This window comes from Pseudomonas sp. LLC-1 (genome assembly GCF_002992185.1).
Lineage (GTDB): Bacteria > Pseudomonadota > Gammaproteobacteria > Pseudomonadales > Pseudomonadaceae > Aquipseudomonas > Aquipseudomonas monteilii.
Genome location: NZ_LUVY01000002.1, coordinates 117,108 through 134,897 on the forward strand (window position 1 = coordinate 117,108; position 17,790 = coordinate 134,897).

At 62.4% G+C, this 17,790-nt stretch carries 16 protein-coding genes; 4 read left to right on the forward strand and 12 right to left on the reverse strand.

Annotated elements, in window-relative coordinates:
- Positions 1–84: 84 nt before the first annotated feature.
- The 3 genes from nagZ to A0O30_RS00625 are packed head-to-tail and all read right to left on the reverse strand — an operon-like array spanning position 85 to position 2,384.
- Positions 85–1,083 carry a beta-N-acetylhexosaminidase gene (gene nagZ, locus A0O30_RS00615; protein WP_177410240.1) on the reverse strand — a complete coding sequence of 333 codons (999 nt, stop codon included), beginning with the start codon at positions 1,081–1,083 and terminating at the stop codon, positions 85–87.
- Positions 1,049–1,630 carry a L,D-transpeptidase gene (locus A0O30_RS00620; RefSeq protein WP_105945228.1) on the reverse strand — a complete coding sequence of 194 codons (582 nt, stop codon included), beginning with the start codon at positions 1,628–1,630 and terminating at the stop codon, positions 1,049–1,051. Before A0O30_RS00620 ends, nagZ begins: the two co-directional genes overlap by 35 nt.
- 40 nt (positions 1,631–1,670) lie before the next feature.
- Positions 1,671–2,384, reverse strand: coding sequence for a TetR/AcrR family transcriptional regulator (locus tag A0O30_RS00625; protein WP_016714902.1), 714 nt, complete (start codon positions 2,382–2,384; stop codon positions 1,671–1,673).
- Positions 2,385–2,599: 215 nt separating this feature from the next.
- Between A0O30_RS00625 and lexA the strand changes: the two genes are divergently transcribed.
- Positions 2,600–3,208, forward strand: coding sequence for a transcriptional repressor LexA (lexA, locus tag A0O30_RS00630; RefSeq protein ID WP_105945229.1), 609 nt, complete (start codon positions 2,600–2,602; stop codon positions 3,206–3,208).
- Between the two features lie 13 nt (positions 3,209–3,221).
- Positions 3,222–3,698, forward strand: a complete 477-nt coding sequence (sulA, locus tag A0O30_RS00635) for an SOS-induced cell division inhibitor SulA (protein ID WP_105945230.1) — start codon at positions 3,222–3,224, stop codon at positions 3,696–3,698.
- Positions 3,699–3,748: 50 nt separating this feature from the next.
- Here the strand turns inward: sulA and A0O30_RS00640 are convergent, their stop codons facing one another.
- The 7 genes from A0O30_RS00640 to A0O30_RS00670 all read right to left on the reverse strand — a co-directional run bounded on the left by A0O30_RS00640 (position 3,749) and on the right by A0O30_RS00670 (position 12,180).
- Entirely contained in the window at positions 3,749–3,982 is a 234-nt protein-coding gene (locus A0O30_RS00640; protein WP_003248777.1) for a hypothetical protein, read from the reverse strand.
- Positions 3,983–4,032: 50 nt separating this feature from the next.
- Positions 4,033–4,548 (reverse strand): DUF6586 family protein, encoded by a 516-nt coding sequence (locus tag A0O30_RS00645; RefSeq protein WP_060498881.1) that lies wholly within the window; start codon positions 4,546–4,548, stop codon positions 4,033–4,035.
- A 188-nt stretch (positions 4,549–4,736) separates the two neighbouring features.
- Positions 4,737–7,346, reverse strand: coding sequence for a type I DNA topoisomerase (topA, locus tag A0O30_RS00650; RefSeq protein ID WP_105945231.1), 2,610 nt, complete (start codon positions 7,344–7,346; stop codon positions 4,737–4,739).
- 100 nt (positions 7,347–7,446) lie between these two features.
- Positions 7,447–7,698: a DUF1653 domain-containing protein gene (locus A0O30_RS00655; RefSeq protein ID WP_025754461.1), complete on the reverse strand. Its 252-nt coding sequence runs from the start codon at positions 7,696–7,698 to the stop codon at positions 7,447–7,449.
- A gap of 78 nt (positions 7,699–7,776) precedes the next feature.
- Positions 7,777–8,952, reverse strand: a complete 1,176-nt coding sequence (gene fadA, locus A0O30_RS00660; RefSeq protein ID WP_013971712.1) for an acetyl-CoA C-acyltransferase FadA — start codon at positions 8,950–8,952, stop codon at positions 7,777–7,779.
- 31 nt (positions 8,953–8,983) lie between these two features.
- Positions 8,984–11,131 (reverse strand): fatty acid oxidation complex subunit alpha FadB, encoded by a 2,148-nt coding sequence (gene fadB / locus A0O30_RS00665; protein WP_105945232.1) that lies wholly within the window; start codon positions 11,129–11,131, stop codon positions 8,984–8,986.
- A gap of 611 nt (positions 11,132–11,742) precedes the next feature.
- Positions 11,743–12,180: a hypothetical protein gene (locus A0O30_RS00670; protein ID WP_105945233.1), complete on the reverse strand. Its 438-nt coding sequence runs from the start codon at positions 12,178–12,180 to the stop codon at positions 11,743–11,745.
- A 110-nt stretch (positions 12,181–12,290) separates the two neighbouring features.
- Here A0O30_RS00670 and A0O30_RS00675 point away from each other — a divergent pair, with 110 nt between their 5' ends.
- A complete protein-coding gene (locus A0O30_RS00675; RefSeq protein ID WP_105945234.1) occupies positions 12,291–12,731 on the forward strand; it encodes a universal stress protein in 441 nt (146 codons plus the stop codon).
- 108 nt (positions 12,732–12,839) lie between these two features.
- On the opposite strand, the gene A0O30_RS00685 is transcribed toward A0O30_RS00675, so the two are convergent.
- Positions 12,840–14,768, reverse strand: coding sequence for an ATP-binding cassette domain-containing protein (locus A0O30_RS00685; protein ID WP_105945235.1), 1,929 nt, complete (start codon positions 14,766–14,768; stop codon positions 12,840–12,842).
- A gap of 221 nt (positions 14,769–14,989) precedes the next feature.
- Between A0O30_RS00685 and A0O30_RS00690 the strand changes: the two genes are divergently transcribed.
- Complete coding sequence (locus A0O30_RS00690) at positions 14,990–16,915, forward strand: transglycosylase SLT domain-containing protein (protein ID WP_019096199.1); 1,926 nt, start codon at positions 14,990–14,992, stop codon at positions 16,913–16,915.
- 67 nt (positions 16,916–16,982) lie between these two features.
- Here the strand turns inward: A0O30_RS00690 and A0O30_RS00695 are convergent, their stop codons facing one another.
- A complete protein-coding gene (locus A0O30_RS00695; protein ID WP_105945236.1) occupies positions 16,983–17,786 on the reverse strand; it encodes an MOSC domain-containing protein in 804 nt (267 codons plus the stop codon).
- Positions 17,787–17,790 lie beyond the last annotated feature (4 nt).

Here is a 17,790-nt window from a genome sequence, read left to right on the forward strand (position 1 = left end):
GCCCGCTCCCACAGGATTATCAATGCCCTCAAGGGCGATGCTGTACCTGTGGGAGCGGGCATGCCCGCGAAGAAGCCAACGCGGTCAATCGACCAACTGGGCCTCTTTCAGCGCCCCCAACGCCTGCAGCCAGCGCGGCTGCTGTCGGTAGTCGGTCCGCGCAAACCCTTGCCCACGCATCCGCGCAATTCGCGGCGAGGGCTTCACCTTCATCCGTTGCGCCGCACTCAGCGCCAGCTCAGCCGCCGCCCGGTCGTTACACACCAGGCCCATGTCACAGCCGGCACTCAGCGCCGCTTCGATACGGCTGGCCGCATCACCCACCACATGCGCCCCGGCCATCGACAGGTCATCACTGAAGATCACCCCGTCAAAGCCCAGCTCGCCACGCAGGATGTCCTGCAGCCAGCGCCGCGAGAAGCCGGCCGGCTGGTTGTCGACCTGCGGGTAGATGACATGCGCCGGCATCACCGCTGCCAGTTGCCCGCTCAGGCGGGTGAACGGCACCAGGTCGGCCTGGCGCAGCTGCTCAAGGCTGCGCTCATCGGTAGGGATGGCCACATGCGAGTCGGCCTCGGCCCAGCCATGCCCCGGGAAATGCTTGCCACAGGCGGCCATGCCCGCCGCATTCATGCCGCGAATGAAGGCCCCGGCCAGTTGCGTGGCACGCAGCGGGTCACCCTCGAAGGCGCGGCTGCCAACCACGGCGCTACGCTGGTGGTCCAGGTCGAGCACCGGCGCAAAGCTCAGGTCCAGGCCAACCGCCAGCACCTCGGTCGCCATCAGCCAGCCGCATTGCTCGGCCAGGTACTCGGCATTGTCATTGTCGGCCAGCGCACGCATGGCCGGCAGGCGCACAAAGCCCTGACGCAGGCGCTGCACACGGCCACCTTCCTGGTCTACCGCCAGGATCAGGTCGGGGCGAATGGCGCGGATCGACGCACACAGCTCACGCACCTGGCGCGGGCTATCGATGTTGCGGGCAAAGATGATCAGGCCAGCCACTTCGGGCTGGCGCAGCAAGTGACGGTCTTCGGCGGTCAGCCATTTACCGGCGATATCCACCATCAGGGAGCCTTGCAGGCTGACGGTCATGGGTAATCCTTCGTTGAAGACTGAGAGAAGCCCACTGGGGGCAGGCGGCTTGTTCGATGCGCACCGGGCAATGGACCGGCACCCGCTCGAACAGGCTTAGCAAGTCGGTGTTACGCAGGCGTATGCAGCCATGGGACAACGCCACGCCCATGGGTTCCGTATCCGCAGTGCCGTGCAGGTAGATATAGCGGCGGAACGTGTCGACCGCGCCCAAGCGGTTGACGCCGGGTTCGCAGCCGCTGAGCCAGAGGATGCGGGAGAGGATCCAGTCGCGCTCCGGGTTTTGCGCGTGCAGTTCCGGCGACCACACCTCACCCGTCCAGCGCCGCCCGGCCAGTACCGCGTTCAGCGGCAGGCCTGCGCCAATCTTTGCCCGCACCTGATGCAGGCCGCGCGGCGTGCACCCCGAACCGTTGCGCTCGCCGGCGCCGTTACGCGCCGTCGACACGGGCACGCGCACGCGCAACTGGCCACGGGCAAAACCGTACAGGCATTGGTCGGCAAGGGAAATGTGCAACAGATCGAGGTCGGGCATGGGCGCTAGCTTAGCCGAAGCGCCCTGCCCCGCCCAGCCTTCAGGCTTTGGCGGTGGTAGCGCTGACGCTGGTCTTGGTACGCGGGCGCAGCTGGGCGGTGGCCATGGCGTCATCGGTGACACCGCTGTCGGCACGCATGCCGGCCGCCAGGAACGGCACCATCAGGCGCATCACCTGTTCGATCGAGGTATTGATGCCGAAGTCGGTCTCGGCGATCGCCCGCAGGGCCTTGATACCGGACATGCTGAAGGCCGCAGCACCGAGCATGAAGTGCACACGCCAGAACAGCTCCAGCGGTGGAATGCGTGGCGCGGCCTCGTTGACCAGCAGCATGTAGCGGCGGAATACCTTGCCGTACATGTCTTCCAGATAGCGCCGCAGGTGGCCCTGGCTCTGGCTGAAAGCCAGGCCCAGCAAGCGCATGAAGATCGACAGGTCATTGTTGCTGCGAGGCTGCACCGCCAGCGCCTGCTCCACCAGCATTTCCAGCAGCTCTTCAAGGCTGGGCTTTTGTTCCGGCTTGGCCTGACGCCGCTCCAGCTCACGCTCCAGGCTGGCGCAAAACGGGCCGAGGAAGCGCGAGAACACCGCCTGGATCAGCGCCTTCTTGGAGCCGAAATGATAGTTGACAGCCGCCAGGTTGACCCCGGCCTTGCTGGTAATCAGCCGCAACGAGGTTTCGGCGAACCCCCTTTCCGCGAACAACTGCTCGGCAGCATCGAGAATGCGTTCAACGGTTTCCGATTGGGCCATGACTACTCCGGGTACTCCGCCAGACAAACAGGTGTTTGAAACATACGTTTCAGCCCTGCTTCTGTCAAGGCTCGGTGACCGGGCGGTCGCCATTTAAAAGCGCCAGACGGCCGGCTGCAAGCGCCACCTCTGCTGTTTATTGCGCCTTTTGGCTTGCAGCGCATCCAGTACTGTATATAATCCCAGTCACTGTACAAAAAGACAGAGCGCTCACCATGTTGAAACTGACGCCACGCCAAGCCGAAATTCTCGCGTTCATCAAACGCTGCCTGGAAGACAACGGCTTCCCGCCGACGCGCGCCGAGATCGCTCAGGAGCTGGGCTTCAGATCGCCCAACGCCGCCGAGGAGCACCTCAAGGCCCTCGCCCGCAAAGGCGCCATCGAGATGACCCCGGGCGCCTCACGCGGCATCCGCATTCCCGGCCTGGAAGCCAAAGCCGAAGAAAGCGGCCTGCCGATCATCGGCCGGGTTGCTGCCGGCGCGCCGATCCTTGCCGAACAGCACATCGAGCAATCCTGCAACATCAGCCCCGCCTTCTTCCACCCCCAAGCCGACTATCTGTTGCGCGTACACGGCATGAGCATGAAAGACGTCGGCATCTTCGACGGCGACCTGCTGGCGGTACACACCTGCCGCGAAGCCCGCAACGGCCAGATCGTGGTGGCGCGCATCGGCGACGAAGTGACCGTCAAGCGCTTCAAGCGTGAAGGCAGCAAGGTATGGCTGCTTGCCGAGAACCCCGAATTCGCCCCCATCGAAGTCGACCTGAAAGAACAGGAGCTGGTGATCGAGGGCTTGAGCGTCGGCGTCATTCGCCGCTGATCCAGGAGGCGTCATGCAGCAGTTCATTCACGCACCCGAGCAAGCCCAGTTGCCCCTGTTCGAAGCATTTCTCGCCCAGCCCGTGCTACCGGGCCTGAAAGCCAGTGAACTGGCACGCAAGAGCAGCCAACCCGAGCGGTTCAGCGAACTGTCGCTGCGCGGCGCCCCTGGGCACTGCCAAAGCCTGCTGGCACCGGTACTGCGCGAGCTGAGCGAAGAGGACGAGGCCCGCTGGCTGACCCTGATCGCTCCACCCTCCAGCCTGACCCAGGCCTGGTTGCGCGATGCCGGGCTCAACCGTGAACGTATCTTGCTGCTGCAACCTCGCAGCAATCAAAGCCCGCTGCAACTAGCCTGCGAGGCCTTGCGCCTTGGCCTCAGCCACACCGTGGTGAGCTGGCTGGGTAGCGTCAATGCCACTGCACGCCAACAGTTGCTACGCGCGGCCAGTGCCGGAAATGCACAAAGCCTGAACATCCGCCTCGGCTGATGTTCAGGCTTTGTCTGTCACTTCAAAAAGCCTGACACGTTGCTGCACCCTTAGTGCAGCACACGCGGCCCTTCATCACGCTCAAGCTCGCCATCCATCAGGCGACCGGCCATCTGCACGCCCACACTGAGCATGGCCTTGGCCACTTCCACATGCTGGCCCTGCAGGAACACCTTGGCGTCTTCCGAGAAATCCAGGGTTACCAGAGAGCCCTCATCCTCGGCGCGACGCAGTTCGATGCGGCCATCAGGCAACTCGACAATTTCCAGAAACGACGTAGACATAAATGGCAGTTCTCCGCGAAAGGCCGCTAGTGTACCAGCCGTTGCGGCTATCAGCACTCACTCAACGCGTCGCGGAAACGTCTCACCAAGCCCTTGAGGTTGTTGCGCCAGCTTTCCAGCTCGGCACGCGACAGTGCAGGATGCTCGGGCTCATCGAGATTGACGGCCTGGATCAGGGGTTGGGTAACGTCAGTTTTCGGCGCCTTCTTCGCGACAGGTGGTCGGAACAAATCGGCATAAGCACCCAGCATTTGCGCCAGCCAGGTTTCGCGCTGGCGGGCGATTTCCAGTAGCTCAGCCACTTCCGGGATGGCGATGCCGTTCAGCGCGTCGTCAGCCAGTGCCTGCTCAACCGTTGCCACAACCGGCAAGCGATAGAAACCACCGATTTCATGGCACAAGCCCAGCAGCGCGCCGTACAGGTGGAACAGCGCCGATTCGCGCTCGGCCTGCACCAGGCCTTGAGCGTTCATGGCCTGGCTTTGCTCGGCCTTGGCCATGGACTCCAGAGCGAGGCCGGCGAAGAACAGTTTCTGGTTGGTACGGGTATACAGTTCCTGGGCCATTTCTGTGCCCTCCCATGAGGCTGCAAGGCGGATATCTGCATCATAAATGATTGGGGCCGCTTTGCGCCCCATCGCCGGCAAGCCAGCTCCCACAAAGATTGCATCAGGCCCGAGACCTACGCTGTACTTGTGGGAGCTGGCTTGCCGGCGATGGGCCGCGAAGCGGCCCCAATTACTGCACCGATGAATCAGCGCTTGTCTTCAACCTTCCACGCATTCCCGTCGTAGAACGCCTTCCAGCCGGTCGGCTTGCCATCGACCTCGGACTGCACGTACTGCTCCTTGGTCTTGCGGCTGTAGCGGATTACCGCCGGGCGGCCTTCCGGGTCTTTCTGCGGCGCTTCGCACAGGAAGTGGTACTTGGGGTCGATCTCATGCTTGTGCGGCACAATTTCCAGCACCAACGGCGCACGGGTTTCGCGGTTTTTCGGGAACTGGCTGGCGGCCAGGAACAACCCCGAAGCGCCGTCACGCAGCACGTAGGTGTCGTCGACCTTTTCGCACTTGAGCTCCGGCATGTCCACCTTGTCCATCTTCGGCGGGGCAGCCTCACCACTCTTGAGCAGCTTGCGGGTGTTCTTGCACGTTGCGTTGGTGCAACCGAAGAACTTGCCGAACCGGCCGGTCTTCAATTGCATCTCGCTGCCGCACTTGTCGCACTCCAGGCTCGGCCCTTCATAGCCCTTGATGCGGTAGCTGCCTTCCTCGATCTCGTAGCCGGCGCAATCCGGGTTGTTACCGCAGATGTGCAGCTTGTGCTTCTCATCGAGCAGGTAGGCATCCATCGCCGTGGCGCAGATCGGGCAGCGGTGCTTGCCCAGCAACACGCGGGATTCCGATTCGCCCTCGTCATCAGCGGCAATCTCGTCACCCGGCACCAGGTTGACGGTGGCCTTGCAGCGCTCTTTCGGCGGCAGGCTGTAACCCGAGCAACCCAGGAACACACCCGTGGAAGCGGTGCGGATCATCATCGGCCGGCCACATTCCTTACAGGCAATGTTGGTCATGGTCGGCTGGTTGGCGCGCATGCCGTTTTCGCTGGACTCGGCAGTCTGCAGCTTCTTGCTGAAGTCGCCGTAGAACTCGTCGAGCACGTTTTTCCAGTCCCGCTCACCCTGGGCCACGTCGTCGAGGTTCTCTTCCATGTCGGCGGTAAAGCCGTAGTCCATCAGGTTGGAGAAACTCTCGGACAACCGCTCGGTGACGATGTCGCCCATCTTCTCGGAATAGAAGCGGCGGTTGTGCAAGGTCACATAACCACGGTCCTGGATGGTCGAGATGATCGCCGCATAAGTCGACGGGCGACCAATGCCGCGCTTTTCCATTTCCTTGACCAGGCTGGCTTCGGTGAAGCGCGCCGGCGGCTTGGTGAAGTGCTGGCTCGGGTCGATCTGGATCAGCTTCAGCGCTTCGCCCTGGACCATTTCTGGCAGCACGTCATCTTCGCCCGGCTTGCTCTGCTGTGGCAGCACGCGGGTGTAACCGTCGAACTTGAGAATGCGGCCCTTGGCACGCAGCTCGAAGTCGCCAGCCGCCACGGTGACGCTGGTGGACAGGTACTGCGCCGGCGGCATCTGGCAGGCCAGGAACTGGCGCCAGATCAGCTCGTACAGGCGCTCGGCGTCACGCTCCATGCCACTGAGCTTGGTCGGGTGGGTATTCACGTCAGAAGGACGAATCGCTTCGTGCGCTTCCTGAGCGCCTTCCTTGCTGCCGTATACCAGCGGTGCTTCCGGCAGGTACTGCTTGCCGAACTCGCGCTCGATGTAGCTGCGCGCCATGTCCAGGGCATCGGCCGACAGGTTGGTCGAGTCGGTACGCATATACGTGATGTAGCCGGCTTCGTACAAACGCTGGGCCATCATCATGGTTTTCTTCACCCCGAAGCCCAGGCGGTTACTGGCCGCCTGCTGCAGGGTGGAGGTAATGAACGGTGCCGATGGCTTGCTGCTGGTCGGGCGGTCTTCACGCTTGACCACGCTGTAGCTGGAAGCCTTGAGCTTCTCCAGCGCCGCCATGGCCTGGGCTTCGTTCAGCGGTTTGAACGCCTCACCCTTCTCGCGCGCCACCTCGAAACGCACCTTGGCGTTTTTGGCGGTGCCCAGGTCGGCGTGGATCTCCCAGTACTCTTCCGGGATGAACGCGCGGATTTCGCGCTCGCGCTCCACCACCAGCTTGACCGCCACCGACTGCACGCGACCGGCAGACAGGCCACGGGCAATCTTGGCCCACAGCAGCGGCGAAACCATGTAACCGACCACACGGTCGAGGAAACGGCGCGCCTGCTGGGCGTTGACCCGGTCGATATCCAGCTCGCCTGGCTGCGAGAAGGCCTCCTGGATGGCCTTCTTGGTAATTTCGTTGAACACCACGCGCTTGTAGCGGGTGTCGTCACCACCGATGGCTTCGCGCAGGTGCCAGGCAATGGCTTCCCCTTCGCGGTCCAAGTCGGTTGCGAGATAGATGGTGTCGGCATCCTTGGCCAGGCGGCGCAGCTCTTCGATCACCTTTTCCTTGCCAGGCAGGATCTCGTACTTGGCCTTCCAGCCATGGTCAGGGTCGACACCCATGCGTGCCACCAGCTGGCGACGGGCCTTTTCTTTTGGCGAAAGGGCCGGAGCCTCACCCGCGGCCTTGCCACGCTTGGCGGCTGGCTCTTTGCTCGCGCTGGCCGAACCGCTGGTGGGGAGGTCTCGGATATGGCCGATACTCGACTTCACCACGTACTGGTTGCCCAGGTACTTGTTGATGGTCTTGGCCTTGGCCGGGGATTCCACAATGACCAGCGATTTGCCCATGGATCGGAGTATTCCTGAATCTGAAGATGAAAAACGCGTCAGGTGCCAGACGCGGCACCGCTATATATAGTGGCAAAAGTGTGAGGTCAAGCTCGAACGATCATGCGTGCGACTTGCCCAGCAACCCGGGCAGCCCCTCTTCGGCCTTGACCAAAGCAAAGCGTGGCACCTGCTCGCCGTCAACCTCGACAGACTCCTGGAACATCGAAAGTGGCCGTACCCAGAAGCTGTAATCACCATACAGGCACTGGTAAAACACCATCCACTCTTCGCTCTCGGAGTGCCGTGCAACACTGAAGACACGGTACTCAGGCCCTTTGTAATGCCGGTATACGCCTGGTTGTATCTGCATGTTGCCCACCCTCTTGACTTGAACCTGAAAAAAACAAAAACCGGGGCACAAGGCCCCGGCTGCTGTCCCGCTACGCGATCAGACGCGTTCGAAGACAGTGGTGATACCTTGGCCGAGGCCGACGCACATGGTCGCCACCCCCAGGGTACCGCCATTCTGCTTCATGACGTTGAGCAGGGTGCCCGAAATACGTGCCCCGGAGCAACCGAACGGGTGGCCCAAGGCAATGGCGCCGCCGTGCAGGTTAACCTTCTCATCCATCTTGTCGAGCACTTTCAAGTCTTTCAGCACTGGCAGAGCCTGTGCGGCGAAGGCTTCATTGAGCTCGATGAAGTCGATATCGGCCATGGTCAGGCCGGCACGCTTGAGGGCTTTCTGGGTCGACGGCACCGGGCCATAGCCCATGATTGCCGGGTCGACACCGGCCACCGCCATCGAACGAATCACCGCCAATGGCTGGATACCCAGGTCCATGGCGCGCTGGCCGGACATCACGATCATGCACGATGCGCCGTCGGTGATCTGCGACGAGGTACCGGCAGTGACGGTACCGCCTTTCGGGTTGAACGCAGGCTTGAGCGATGCCAGGCCTTCGAGGGTGGTTTCCGGGCGAATGGTTTCGTCGAAATCGAACACCTTCAGGAAGCCGTTCTCGTCGTAGCCCTGCATCGGGATGATCTCGTCCTTGAACTTGCCTTCGACCGTGGCCTTGTGGGCCAGCTGGTGCGAACGCAGGCCGAACAGGTCCTGTTGCTCACGGGTGATGCCGTGCATCTTGCCGAGCATTTCCGCAGTCAGGCCCATCATCCCGGAAGCCTTGGCGGCGTGCAAGGACAGGTGCGGGTTGGGGTCGACGCCGTGCATCATGCTGACGTGGCCCATGTGCTCCACGCCACCGACCACGAACACATCACCGTTGCCGGTCATGATCGCCTGGGCAGCCGTGTGCAGCGCGCTCATCGACGAGCCACACAGGCGGCTGACGGTCTGGGCTGCGGAGGTGTGCGGGATCTGGGTCATCAGCGAGGCCATGCGGGCGATGTTCCAGCCCTGCTCCAGGGTCTGGTTGACGCAGCCCCAGATCACGTCCTCGACCTCTTTCGGGTCAACCTTGTCGTTGCGTTCCAGCAGCTTGCTGATCAGGTGCGCCGACATGTCTTCGGCGCGGGTATTGCGGTGCATGCCACCCTTGGAGCGGCCCATTGGCGTGCGACCGAAGTCGACAATCACCACGTCTCTTGGATTCAGGCTCATATCAAATCTCTCGCTCTAGCTCGTTGACCGCTCAGTTGAAGAAGCGCTGGCCGTTCTTGGCCATTTCACGCAGCTTGGCGGTCGGGTGGTACAGCGGCCCCAGGTCGGCGTACTGATCGGCCAGGGCAACGAATTCGGCCACACCGATCGAGTCGATGTAGCGCAGCGCACCACCGCGGAAGGGAGGGAAACCAATGCCGTAGACCAGGCCCATGTCGGCTTCGGCGGCGGTTTCGACAATGCCGTCTTCCAGGCAACGCACGGTCTCCAGGCACAGCGGGACCATCATCCAGTTGATGATGTCTTCGTCGGTGACTTCACGCTGCTCGAAGACGACCGGCTTGAGCACGTCCAGCACGGTGGCGTCGAAGACTTTCTTCGGCTTGCCGCGCTTGTCGGTTTCGTAGGCATAGAAGCCCTTGCCGTTCTTCTGGCCCAGGCGGTTGGCCTCGTACAGCGCGTCGACGGCCGAGCGGCGGTCGTCTTTCATACGATCCGGGAAGCCTTCGGCCATCACGTCGCGGCCGTGGTGGCCGGTGTCGATGCCGACCACGTCCATCAGGTACGCCGGGCCCATTGGCCAGCCGAACTTTTCCATCACCTTGTCGATACGCACGAAGTCGACACCAGCGCTGACCAGCTTGGCGAAGCCGCCGAAGTACGGGAACAGCACACGGTTGACCAAGAAGCCCGGGCAGTCGTTGACCACGATCGGGTTCTTGCCCATTTTCTTGGCGTAGGCCACGGTGGTGGCGACCGCCACTTCACTGGATTTTTCGCCACGGATCACTTCCACCAGCGGCATCATGTGCACCGGGTTGAAGAAGTGCATGCCGACGAAGTTTTCCGGGCGCTTGAGCGCCTTGGCCAGCAGGTTGATGGAGATGGTCGAGGTGTTGGAGGCGAGGATTGCATCGTCCTTCACCTGGCCTTCCACTTCAGCCAGCACGGCCTGCTTCACTTTCGGGTTCTCGACCACGGCTTCGACGACGATGTCGACATTGGCGAAATCGCCATAGGACAGGGTCGGGCGAATGGCGTTGAGCGCCTCGGCCATCTTGGCCGGGGTCAGGCGGCCCTTCTCGACGCGGTTGCCGAGCAGCTTGGAAGCCTCGTTAAGGCCCAGCTGGATGGCTTCCTCGCGGATATCCTTCATCAGGATCGGGGTGCCCTTGACCGCCGACTGGTAAGCGATACCGCCACCCATGATGCCAGCGCCGAGCACGGCAGCCTGCTTCACGTCGTGGGCGATTTCGTCATGCGCCTTGGCCTTGCGCTTGAGCTCCTGGTCGTTCAGGAACAGGCCGATGAGGCTTTCGGCAACCGAGGTCTTGGCCAGCTTGGCAAAGCCTGCTGCTTCGACCTCCAGCGCCTTGTCGCGGCCGAAGTTGGCAGCTTTCTGGATGGTCTTGATGGCTTCGACCGGTGCAGGGTAATTCGGGCCGGCCTGGCCAGCGACGAAGCCCTTGGCGGTTTCGAAGGCCATCATCTGTTCGATGGCATTGAGTTTGAGCTTTTCCAGCTTCGGCTGGCGCTTGGCCTTGTAGTCCAGCTCGCCGCTGATGGCGCGCTTGATCAGGTCCAGGGCACCGGCCAGCAGCAGCTCAGGGGCGACCACAGCGTCCACGGCACCCACTTTCAGGGCGTCTTCGGCGCGGTTTTCCTTGCCGGCGGCAATCCACTCGATGGCGTTGTCCGAGCCGATCAGGCGTGGCAGGCGCACGGTGCCGCCAAAGCCTGGGTAGATACCCAGCTTGACTTCCGGCAGGCCGATCTTGGCGCTGGTGGACATGACCCGGTAGTCGGCGGCCAGGCACATTTCCAGGCCACCGCCCAGGGCGATGCCGTTGATGGCGGCAACGGTCGGCACTTCGAGGTCTTCGAAGGCGTTGAAGATGCGGTTGGCTTCCAGGTTGCCGGCGACCAGTTCGGCCTCGGGCAGCTTGAAGTTGTCGACGAACTCGGTGATGTCGGCGCCGACGATGAACACGTCCTTGCCACTGCTGACGATCACGCCCTTGACCGAGGCGTCGGCCTTGATGGCATCGACGGCCTGGCGCAGCTCGTTCAGGGTCAGGCGGTTGAACTTGTTGACGGACTCACCCTTGAGGTCGAACTTGAGCTCGACGATGCCACTTTCAAGAGCCTTAACCGTGATGGCTTTACCTTCGTAAATCATCAACTGATCTCCACGATATGGAAGCTGAACTGTACACGCCGATCGCTGCAGCAAAAGCAGGCCTAACTGCCCCGCCCCAGGCACACCCGTCAGCGCGCTAGTCGGAAGTATGGCTTGGCGTCACGACATACAAACGCTCAATTCATACGCCCGTTTGATTTGGGTGTGCACACATTCTCCGAAAAGATCGGCGTTGTCAAATGCTCACGAGCATGGCGAAAACGCGACTTTCCAGTCATTTTGTATCGTCTTGGTACAAAACATGATGACAGTGATCGCCGGCCATTCATGTCAGCGATTGACCACAGCCACTTGCAGCGTGCTGCAACTTTCCGCTTGCACGGCAACCCCGGGCGGCTACACTGGCACTTGCTTGAATGAATACCCGGCCTGCCTGGCCTTTTCTGCGCAGCAGAACGCAAAGCGGCGACTTGGCACCCCACCCCTTCAGGGTTCTGCCAAGCCGCCGCTTTGTCGTTCAATGATCTGGAATTTACATCGCACCCTGTAGGAGCGGGTTTACCCGCGAAGCAGACACCGCGGTGCCTGGCACCGGCTTTGCCGGTGTTCGCGGGTGAACCCGCTCCTACACTGACCGTGCAAGGCAGGTATCAGGCAAGGGTTTCGAGGACGTAGGCAACATCCTGCAATACAGCCGTATCGCCCCGCTCAGTCCAGTACAACGCGATCATCCGAGCATCCGCCTCGACCTTGTAAACGCTCGCCGGCAAGCGCGCCAGGGCCTCCACGAAGCGCGGGTCTTCGCAGGGTTCACGCCACTGGTTCCACCACACCCCCGGGCTGACCTGCCAGAAGCTGAAGCTGTCCTCGCGCCCACGGCGCCGGGCGCGGTGGTACTGCGGGCAAGGGCTTGGCGGCTCCTTTTCCAGCCAGTGCGGCCATTGCTGCGGCGCCAGCTGCATGGCCAGGCCCATGCGCCTTGCTTCCAGGCGCAGCTTCATCTGCTCACTCTGTTTGCGCGAGGAACGCAGCCAGGAAAGCGGGCTGAGAATCAGCGCAAGGATTGACACCACCAGCAATACCGTCATATCAGTAGATCCCATAAAGCGTTGCAAATGAGCTGGTTAGCCATTTTTCACGGAAGACCCGCCCGAAAGCGACCATACTTCTTCTATCGCGATTGTCAGGAGTACCGCTCATGCAATACGAACATTTGTTGGTCGCCGTCGACCTGACCGAAGAATGCGACCCGGTGATCAAACGCGCCATGGCGCTGGCCGCGCCTTCGAATGCCAAGGTGTCACTGGTACACATCGTCGAACCGATGGCCATGGCATTTGGCGGTGACGTACCGATGGACCTGTCGCAACTGCAACAGCAACAGTTCGACCAGGCCAAGGAGCGCATGGACCGACTGTTCAACAAGTACCCGGACATCCAGCGCGGTGACTCGCACCTGACTTACGGCCAACCGCGCCAGGAAATTCACCAGCTGGCCAAGGACCAGAAATGCGACCTGATCGTGGTCGGCAGCCATGGCCGTCACGGTCTGGCGTTGTTGCTGGGTTCCACGGCCAATGACGTGCTGCATGGGGCGCCGTGTGATGTGCTGGCGGTGCGGTTGCTGAAGAAGGAATGATTTAACCTGTTCCGGCCTCTTCGCGGGTAAACCCGCTCCCACAGGGATTGCAACACCCTTGTGGGAGCGGGTTTACCCGCGAAGAGGCCAGTACAGATTGAAATCTGATCAGCCTTCCAGCTCGGCCCAGCGCTCTACCAGTACATCCAGCTCACCCTGCAGCTTCTCGATCTTGGCCAGCACCGCCGAAGTCTCCGCAATTGGCCGCTGATAGAAGCCCGCCGCATTCACTTCTTCCTGGGCTTCAGCCATGCGCTGCTCCAGCGCGTCGATCTGCCCCGGCAGCATCTCCAGCTCACGCTGCAGCTTGTAGCTGAGCTTCTTCTTCGAGGCTTCTTCCACCACCGGCGCAGCAACAGGCGCAGGCTTGGCCTCGACCTTCTCCACCACCGCACTGTTGAGGGCCGACTTGCCGCCCTTGCTCTCGGTCACGCCCAGCAGCTTCGGCGAGCCACCCTGGCGAATCCAGTCCTCATAACCACCGACATACTCGCGCACCTTGCCCTCGCCTTCGAACACCAGGGTGCTGGTGACGACGTTGTCGAGGAAGGCCCGGTCGTGGCTGACGATCAGCACAGTGCCCTTGTAGTTGGACAGCACCTCTTCGAGCAACTCGAGGGTTTCCACGTCCAGGTCGTTGGTGGGTTCGTCGAGCACCAGCAGGTTGGCCGGCTTGCTGAACAGCTTGGCCAGCAGCAGGCGAGCACGCTCACCACCCGACAGCGCCTTGACTGGCGTGCGCGCACGCTGCGGGCTGAACAGGAAGTCGCCCAGGTAGCTCAGCACGTGGCGGTTCTGGCCGTCGATCTCGATGAAGTCACGGCCTTCGGCCAGGTTGTCGATCACGGTCTTTTCAAGGTCGAGCTGGTGGCGCATCTGGTCGAAATAGGCCACTTCGAGCTTGGTGCCGCGCTCTACCTTGCCTGCAGTCGGCTCAAGGTCGCCGAGCATCATCTTCAGCAAGGTTGTCTTGCCGGTACCGTTGGCGCCCAGCAGACCGATACGGTCCTCGCGCTGCAGGACCATGGAGAAGTCCTTGACCAGCATCGGCCCGTCAGGGTGATGGAAGCTGACGTTTTCCAGCACCATCACCTGCTTGCCGGACTTTTCTGCCGCTTCGATCTGGATGTTGGCCTTGCCCTGGCGCTCACGGCGTTCGCCACGCTCCACACGCAAGGCTTTCAGCGCACGCACACGGCCTTCGTTGCGGGTACGGCGGGCCTTGATGCCCTGACGAATCCACACCTCTTCCTGGGCCAGACGCTTGTCGAACAGCGCATTGGCGGTTTCTTCGGCGGCCAGTGCGGCCTCCTTGTGCACCAGGAAGCTGGCGTAGTCGCCGTTCCAGTCGATCAGGCCGCCACGGTCCAGCTCAAGGATACGGGTGGCCAGGTTCTGCAGGAAGGAACGGTCGTGGGTAATGAACAGCACCGCACCGTTGAAGCCGCGCAGGGCTTCTTCGAGCCAAGCGATGGCACCGATGTCCAGGTGGTTGGTGGGCTCGTCGAGCAGCAACAGGTCGGGCTCGGACACCAGCGCCTGGGCCAGCAGCACCCGGCGACGCCAGCCACCGGACAGCTCGGCCAGGGTCTTGTCGGCGGGCAGTTGCAGGCGGCTGAGGGTGCTCTCTACCACCTGCTGCAGGCGCCAGCCATCGCGGGCTTCCAGCTCGTGCTGGACGTGCATGAGCTTTTCCAGGTCTTCGTCACCCTGGATGTTCATGCTCAGGTGATGGAACTGCGCCAGCAACTCGCCCACGCCGTCCAGGCCAGCGGCCACCACATCGAACACCGTACGCGCGTCGGCCACCGGCAGTTCCTGCGGCAATTCGCCGATCTTCAGGCCCGGGGCACGCCAGATTTCACCGTCATCGCCCTTCTGCTCGCCCTTGACCAGGCGCAGCATGCTCGACTTGCCGGTGCCGTTGCGGCCGATGATGCACACCCGCTCGCCACGAGCGATCTGCCAGGACACTTTGTCCAGCAGCGGCATGGCGCCGAATGCGAGGGACACATCGCTGAATTTGAGCAGGGTCATGTTGGTCTCCATAAATCGGGCGCGCATTCTACCTGACTTGGCCCTCGACGGCATCCGCCAGGCCAACCGACGAGTGCCTGGCGACATCTGGTCGAACTTAATATCCCGATACAAGCACAGTGCTTTCACCCGCTGCCGGCAAACAGCTAAGCTAAGGCAATAGCTTTCAACAGTGCTGGCTCCGCCGTCACTTCCCCATGGTTCAACTGCCCGGACGTATCATGCGCAGCCGCCTGTTACATATTGCATCCTGCCTGCTGCTTACCGCTGCCACCTGCGCGGCGCAGGCCACCGACCTGACCCTGCAACGCCAGTACTACGACGAAGCCAAGCGTGCGCTGGCCAAAGGCGACAAAGGCCCGTACCTGCGTTACGCCCAGGCCCTGAACGACTACCCGCTGACGCCCTACCTGGCCTACGACGAACTTACCGCCCGCCTGAAAAGCGCCAGCAACCAGGAGATCGAAGGCTTCCTCGCCAAGCACGGCGACCTGCCCCAGGCCAACTGGATGAAACTGCGCTGGTTGCGCTGGCTGGCCGAACGGGGCGAGTGGGACACCTTCGTCAAATATTACGACCCCAAGCTCAACTTCACCGAACTGGACTGCCTCAACGGCCAGTACCAGCTCAGCCACGGGTTGCGTGCCGAGGGCTACGCCACGGCCGACAAACTGTGGAACGTCGGCAAGTCTCAACCTGCCGCGTGCGACACACTGTTCGGCATGTGGGCCGCCGAAGGCCAGCTGACCGAGGCCAAGCGCTGGGAACGCACCAAGCTGGCGGCCCAGGCGCGCAACTACGCCCTGGCCAACAACCTGGTCAAGACCCTGACCACCCTCGGCCCGCAAGGGCGCCTGCTGGTCGACGTGGCGCAAAAACCGGAGCTGCTCAACCAGCCGTCGCGCTTCACCCCGGTCAACGAAGCCATGTCCGACGTGGTCAGCCTCGGCCTGCGCCGCCTGGCCCGCCAGGACCCGGAGCGGGCCATGGCCTTGCTGGACGATTACGCCCAGCGCATGCACTTTTCCCGCGACGAGAAGGTCGCTATCGCCCGCGAAATCGGCCTGACCCTGGCACGCCGCTACGACCCCCGCGCCCTCGACCTGATGACCCGCTACGACCCAGAACTGCGCGACAACACCGTCAGCGAATGGCGCCTGCGCCTGCTGCTGCGCCTGGGCCGCTGGGAAGACGCCTACGAGCTGACCAAACGCCTACCCCAGGACCTGGCCAGCAGCAGCCGCTGGAAGTACTGGCAAGCACGCAGCCTGGAGCTGGCACAGCCGAATAACCCGCAGATCCCGCTGCTGTACAAGACCGTGGCACGTGAGCGCGATTTCTACGGCTTCCTCGCCGCCGACCGGGCGCAGACGCCTTACCAGCTGAACAACAAGCCACTGCTGCTGAGCCCGCAACTGGTCAAGAAGGTACGCAACACGCCCGGTATCCAGCGCGCACTGGAGTTCCACGCCCGCGGCCAGATCGTCGAAGGCCGCCGCGAGTGGTACCACGTGAGCCGCCACTTCACCCGCGACGAAATGGTTGCCCAGGCGCGCCTGGGCTATGAGCTGCGTTGGTACTTCCCGGCCATCCGCACCATCAGCCAGGCGCAGTACTGGGACGATCTGGACATCCGCTTCCCGATGGCCCACCGCGACACGCTGGTGCGCGAAGCCAAGGTCCGCGGCCTGCATTCGAGCTGGGTATTTGCCATCACCCGCCAGGAAAGTGCATTCATGGAGGATGCGCGCTCACCGGTGGGTGCCAGCGGCCTGATGCAACTGATGCCGGCCACAGCCAAGGAAACCGCGCGCAAGTTCAGCATCCCCTTGGCGTCACCGGCGCAGGTACTGAACCCGGACAAGAACATCCAGCTGGGCGCCGCGTACCTGAGCCAGGTGCACAGCCAGTTCAACGGCAACCGTGTGCTGGCTTCGGCGGCCTACAACGCAGGGCCCGGGCGCGTTCGCCAGTGGCTGAAAGGCGCCAAGCACCTGAGCTTCGATGTGTGGGTGGAGTCGATCCCGTTCGACGAAACACGCCAGTATGTGCAAAACGTGCTGTCGTATTCGGTGATCTACGGGCAGAAGCTGAATTCGCCGCAGCCGCTGGTGGATTGGCACGAGCGGTATTTCGATGACATGTAAGGTTTGCTGAGCCTGAACCGGCCCCTTCGCGGGTAAACCCGCGAAGAGGCCAGTGCAGCAAACCAAGTTACTCCAGAACTTCGACTTCCATCCCTACCTCAAGCCACCCACTGCCATCCACCGCCAGGTTCTGCCCGAACAGCACATCCCCCTCTTTCTCGCGGAAGGTCTTGAGCGTGGCCATAGGCTCCCGGTCGGCACTTCGCTCCCCGGTAGCCGGGTCAATCGTGGTAAAGATGCAGCGCACACTCGGTTTAAGCACACGAAACTCCAAGCTGCCTATGCGAACCCGCTTCCAGCCATCTTCGGCGAAGGGCTCAGCCCCCTGCACCACCAGGTTGGGCCGAAAGCGCAGCATCTCCATGGGCCGGCCAACACGCCGACTGAGCTCATCGAGCGAGCCCTGGCCAATCAGCAGCAAGGGGAAACCATCCGGAAACGCCGCCCGGTCACTGTTGAAACCATAACCATTGGGCAGGTAGCGCGCACGCTGCTCCGGGCAATGCACCAGGCGCACGGCCTTGCCCAGCAGTTCGCTCAGCCAGGCCGCCACTTCATCGCCTGCATCAGGCACTCGCAACGTATCGCGCCAGATGGTCACGCCACGCAGGGCTTCGTCGGCAGCGGGTACAGGTACCCGCAATGGTGCCTGCCCGGGCGCCTGCAGCAGCAACTCGCCACTGTCGTCTTCACACGCCTGCAACTGGCCAAGTTGTGGCCATGCGCGCTGGGTCAGGAAGCGTCCGTTTTCTTCCTCGACCACCATCCAGCGCCGGTCACCCTGCAACCCCAGCAACCCAACCGGTGAAGCCTGCAGGCTTTGCGCCTGCCCCGACTTCACCGGGTATCGATACAACTCACTGAGAAACATCCCT